The sequence below is a fragment of the Streptomyces sp. NPDC054841 genome (genome assembly GCF_053611045.1).
Window position 1 is genome coordinate 1 of record NZ_JBSGZO010000531.1, and the last position, 5398, is coordinate 5398.

The 5398-nt window shown below is 70.7% G+C and carries 2 protein-coding genes; one reads left to right on the forward strand and one right to left on the reverse strand.

The window, feature by feature from the left end; translation table 11 throughout:
- Window positions 1-55: 55 nt before the first annotated feature.
- The gene (locus ACWGI8_RS38515) at window positions 56-1273 is read right to left on the reverse strand and encodes a glycoside hydrolase family 64 protein (RefSeq protein WP_453668092.1); all 1218 of its coding nucleotides are present in this window, start codon (window positions 1271-1273) and stop codon (window positions 56-58) included.
- A 225-nt stretch (window positions 1274-1498) separates the two neighbouring features.
- Here ACWGI8_RS38515 and ACWGI8_RS38520 point away from each other — a divergent pair, with 225 nt between their 5' ends.
- Entirely contained in the window at window positions 1499-5362 is a 3864-nt protein-coding gene (locus ACWGI8_RS38520; protein ID WP_453668093.1) for an endo-alpha-N-acetylgalactosaminidase family protein, read from the forward strand.
- Window positions 5363-5398: the final 36 nt, after the last annotated feature.

The window sequence follows — 5398 nt, forward strand, 5'->3', positions numbered from 1 at the left end:
GGCTCGGCCGGGGCACCCGTTACTCGTCACGCGTTACTCGTCGCTCGGTACCTGCTCAGGAGCCGACCGTCACTGTGAAGCGCCGCGGATTCCCGTCGTGCGCCGCGCCCGATACGTCGGGCTGACCGTCGGGGCGGACGTCGTCGTAAGGGAACGCGTAACCGATCGGCGTGTTCGCATGGACCACGCGCGCGAAATGGTTGGTCACCGGGCCGCGGTAGTAGTCGGCGGAGGTGAGGCCGTTCGGCTGGTCCGGGTGCGTCAGCATGATGCTGCGGTTGAACCCGGCGGCGAGGCGGGCCAGCAGGCCCTTCTTGTCGTCCGCGTCGCCCGGGTTGTTGGCGAAGGGCCCGTGGTTGCAGGTGAAGATGTCCTTCGAGGTGGGCCTGGTGAAGGTGTGGCCACCGGTGAAGGTGAGGGTTTCGCCGCTGACCCGCCCGGTGCGCACACCGCGCCCGCCCTGGAGATCGATCCGCAGGTCGGTGGTGCGGTACTTCTGCCAGACCTGGTCGATGTAGCTGTCGAAGTGGTTCCGGAAGGGCATCTCGGCCGGCCGGTCGAAGTACGGCGCCATCAGGTTCTGGGGCGAGATCACCCGGAGCACACCGCCACCGGGGCCGCGGATCACCAGCTTGTCCCAGGGCTGCCCGTCCGTGCCGGCCTGTGCGGCGAGGCCGTCGGCGATGCGCTGGAGCGCGCCGGACGGCAGCGGGGCGACGGTGTGCGTCGCGTCGCCGGTGAGCGTGATGCCAATGGGCAGAGCGGTCAGCAGGTCGACGTAGCTGATGTTGGCGAACAGCTGCTGCGGGTCGAAGGTGAACTCGCAGAACGACCAGGTACGGCCGTAGTTGGGGTCGGTGGGCGTCGCGAAGGCCGGCTCCACCAGCGCGGGTCCGGGGTTCAGGAAGAAGTCCAGCTTGTCGTCGCGTACGAAGTAGACGCGGGCGCCGAACATCTGAGGAAGCGTCAGAACAACCGGCCCGGAACCGGCGGGCCGCAGCGGAATCGCGCAGTCGACCGGGAGCGGGGTCTGCGGCGCGGACGGGGACTCGGGGCGGTACACGCCGCCGTCCGGGCGCAGCAGGATCCATCGGCCGGTGCTCTGCTCGTGGCCGGTGACATAGGCGTGCACCGTGCCCGGCAAGGAGCGGTTCTCCAGGGCGAGTTCACAGGTGGGGGGAGCTGCTGAGGCGTGGCTGCCGAGCGGCAGTGCCATGGCGGAGGCGGCTGCCGCGGCGGCGGTGCCGGTGAGGAAGAGGCGTCGTGAGATCACGAGAGCACTCCCGGGGTGGGGGGATGTGGGGGTGCGCTCCACTCTCGTAGCGCGAGCAGAAGGCGTCAATACTTGTGACTGAGAGCGCTCTCAGGATCTCTCCGCGTTCAGAAGTCGGCCTCACGGGCGCCGACTTGGACTTACGGAACGGGGTTGTTGGACTGGCCGTGCCGCTCCCGTACGACTTCGTTGACGGTGCCGACGCGCCCCGGCTACCCAGTCCCCATGTCGCTCACCACAAGACCCCGCAGCCGCACCGCGTGCGTGGTCGCCGCCGCCACGGCCGTCGTCGTATCGCTGGCGGGCCCCGCCTACGCGGCCGGGCCCGCGCCCGCCGCCCCGGACGTCGCCGCACCCGCCGCCCCGGGAGCCGCCGCCGTCCTCACCTCCGGACAGCTCGCCGTCGCCGTCGCCGACGACTTCCCGCGCGTCCTCTCGTACACCGACCGCGCCACCGGTGCCCGCCTGCTCGGCAGTACGAGCCCTGTCACGGAGGTCACCCTCAACGGCACCGCGCACCCCGTGAAGGCGAAAGCCGCACCCGTCGTCCAGGGCGCGAGCGCCGCGTACACGCTGACCTTCCCCGGTCTCCCGGGTGTCGAGATCGACGCGACGCTCTCGGTGTCCGGCCGCGCCACCACGTTCAAGGTGACGGCGGTACGGGACACCGAGACGTTCCGGGTCGGGACCATCGACATCCCCGGGCACGACCTGGTCTCGGTCGGGAGCACGGAGGCCGGAGCCGCGACCGCGTTCACCCGGCTCGATCCCGACTCGACGAAGACCGCCGATGTCTTCGCCCAGGTCACCGACGCGACCCCGGCCGGGACGCCGGTCGGAGCCTCGTACGCCCTGGTCAACACGGGCTCCCTCGCCGCGGCCGTCGAGTCGAACTCCAGCTACGACAAGCCCTCCGGTGCCACCGGTGGCGACGACGCCCGCTTCTGGCACCAGGCCCGCAAGGCGGACGACGGGTCCGTACGGGTCGGGGTGTGGTCGGGGCAGTGGACGTACCGGGGAGCCGGCGCGCCGCAGCCCGAGAGCGGGGCGAACCTGCCCTGGGCCAAGGTCGTCGTCACCCCCGACGCCAACGCCGACGGGAGAACGGACTGGCAGGACGGCGCCCTCGCCTTCCGCACGATCGGGGTGAAGGCGCCCGGCAGCGACGAGACCCCCGACCGGGTCGTCACCCACATTCCGTTCAACTTCGCCAGCCAGGCATCCCACCCCTTCCTGCGCACCCTCGACGACGTCAAGCGGATCTCGCTCGCGACCGACGGGCTCGGGCAGCTGGCGGTGCTCAAGGGGTACGGCTCCGAGGGGCACGACTCCGCCCACCCCGACTACGGCGGCAACTACAACAAGCGCGCCGGCGGGCTCCAGGACCTCAACAAGCTGCTGAAGGCGGGAAAGGAGTGGGGCGCCACCTTCGGCGTGCACGTCAACGCCACCGAGTCGTACCCGGAGGCCAAGAACTTCAGCGAGACCCTCGTCGACAAGACCAAGCCCGGCTGGAACTGGCTCAACCAGAGCTACTACATCGACCAGCGGCGCGACATCAACAGCGGTGATCTCGCCCGCAGATTCCAGCAGCTGCGCGACGAGACCGACCGCAATCTGAGCTTCCTGTACATCGACGTCTACTACTCGCACGGCTGGATCGCCGACAGGACCGTGCAGGCCGTGCAGCGACAGGGCTGGAACGTCGGTACCGAATGGTCCGACAAGTTCGAGCGCGCCTCGCTCTGGTCGCACTGGGCCAATGACCTGGACTACGGCGGCGCCACCAACAAGGGACTCAACTCCCAGATCATCCGGTTCATCCGGAACGGCGAGAAGGACATCTGGAACAACCACCCGGTGCTCGGCCAGACCGCCCTGGAGGACTTCGAGGGCTGGACCGGCGAGACCGACTGGAACGCCTTCTACACGAACATCTGGCAGCGGAACCTGCCCGCGAAGTTCCTGCAGCAGGAGAAGATCACCCGCTGGAACGGAAACGAGATCGCGTTCACCGGCGGGCTGCGCGGAACGGTCGAGGACGGCCGCCGTACGTTCTACGACGACGGACGCAAGGTCCTCGACGGTGACCGTTATCTGCTGCCGTGGGACGGCGGGAAGAAGCTGTACCACTACAACAAGACCGGTGGCAGCAGCAGCTGGGCCGTTCCCGGCACGAGCGCGTACACCGTGTACAGGCTCACCGACAACGGCCGGGTGAGGACCGGGACCGTACGGCCCGTCGACGGGAAGATCACCCTCAACGCGGACGCCGGGCAGCCGTACGTCCTCTACCCGGACCGCGCACCCGCGTCGCAGGACCCGCGGTGGGGCGAGGGCGGCAAGGTCAAGGACCCCGGCTTCAACGACGCACGGCTCGGGTCCTGGACGAAGACCGGCACGGTCGCGCGCGACACCGACGACCGGGGGAGGAGCAGCGCCGAGCTGACCGGCACCGCCGCGGCCTCGCTCGCGCAGCGGATCACCGGCCTCACGGCGGGCAAGCGGTACACCGCCTCCGCATGGATCGAGGTCGAGCCGGGGGCCTCGCGCCGTACGGTCCTCTCCGCCGGCGGACGGTCCGTCACCGTCGAACGCTCCACCGCCAGGAACCAGGTCGCGGCCTCCGACTGGCACTCCACCTCCTTCCAGCGCGCCAAGGTGAACTTCACGGCCCCGGCCGGCGGTGCGGTGACCCTCCGGATCGACGCCGCGCAGGGACCGTCGGCCGCGGTACGGGTCGATGACGTACGGCTGGTGGAGAACGCGCCCGCGGTCAAGGACGGCACGGTCGTGTACGAGGACTTCGAAGCCGTCGACCAGGGCTGGGGACCGTTCCTCAAGGGCGACGCGGGGGGTGTGACGGACCCGCGCACCCATGTGAGCCAGTTGCACGCGCCGTACACGCAGGCCGGGTGGAACGGCAAGCTCATCGACGACGTGCTCGGCGGGGCGGAGTCCCTGAAGGCGCACGACGAGAACAGCGGGCTGGTGTACCGGACCGCACCGTGGACCGTGCCGATGAAGGACGGGCACAGCTACCGGGTCGAGTACGACTACCAGTCGAGCCACGTGGGTGCGTACGAGTGGGTCACGGGCTACGACCGGAGCACCGGCGGTTCGGTGGAGACGCGCCGCACCCCGCTCGGCGCCCAGCGGACCACCGGGCACTTCACCGAGACCGTCACGGCGGGCTGCGGGGACACCTGGACCGGGCTGCGGAAGCGTGCCGACGCTCCGGAAGGGGCGGACTTCGTGCTCGACGGCTTCACCGTGACCGACCTCGGGCAGGCCCCTGCCGCGTCCGCATGCGGGACGCTCAGCGTGGCCGCGGCCGCCGAGACGCTGGAACCGGGGCGTGGGAACGAGGTCAAGGCCGTCTTCACGAACGACGAGGCGACGGCCGCGACCGGGGTGTCCGTGAGCCTGGCGCTGCCCCAGGGATGGACGGCGGAGCCCGCGGGCCCTGTCGCCTTCGAGTCGGTCGCGCCGGGGGACAAGGCCACCGCCACCTGGCAGGTGACGCCGCCCGTGGCCGCCGAGTACAAGGCGTACGAGATCGGCGCGTCGGCCACGTACACCGTCGCCGGCGGGAGCCGCACGCTCGGCGCGAGGACGAGCGTACGGACCCTGCCGCCGCCGCCCACCGCGGACGCGTGGGCGAGCGATCTGGACTGGACGTCCGCCGAGAACGGCTGGGGTCCGGTCGAGCGTGACCTCTCCAACGGTGAGACGGGCACCGGCGACGGCAGCCCGATGAAGATCGGGGGAGTGGCGTACGCGAAGGGCCTCGGGACACACGCCCCGGCGAAGGTCCGCTACTACCTGGGCGGCCGGTGCACCTCGTTCACCGCGGAGGTGGGTGTCGACGACGTCCAGACGTCGCGCGGCAGCGTGCAGTTCGCCGTCGCGGCGGACGGCGCGGAGAAGGTGAAGTCGCCGGTGCTGCGGGCGACGGACGCGGCGTGGCAGCTGACCGCGGACCTCACCGGCGCCCAGTACGTCGATCTGACCGTCACCGACGGCGGCGACGGGAACGGCAACGACCATGCGGACTGGGGCAACGCGCGGTTCCACTGCGGAGGCTGACGGCCGGCCGGGGTGCGAAGGGTGCCGCCGGCACCC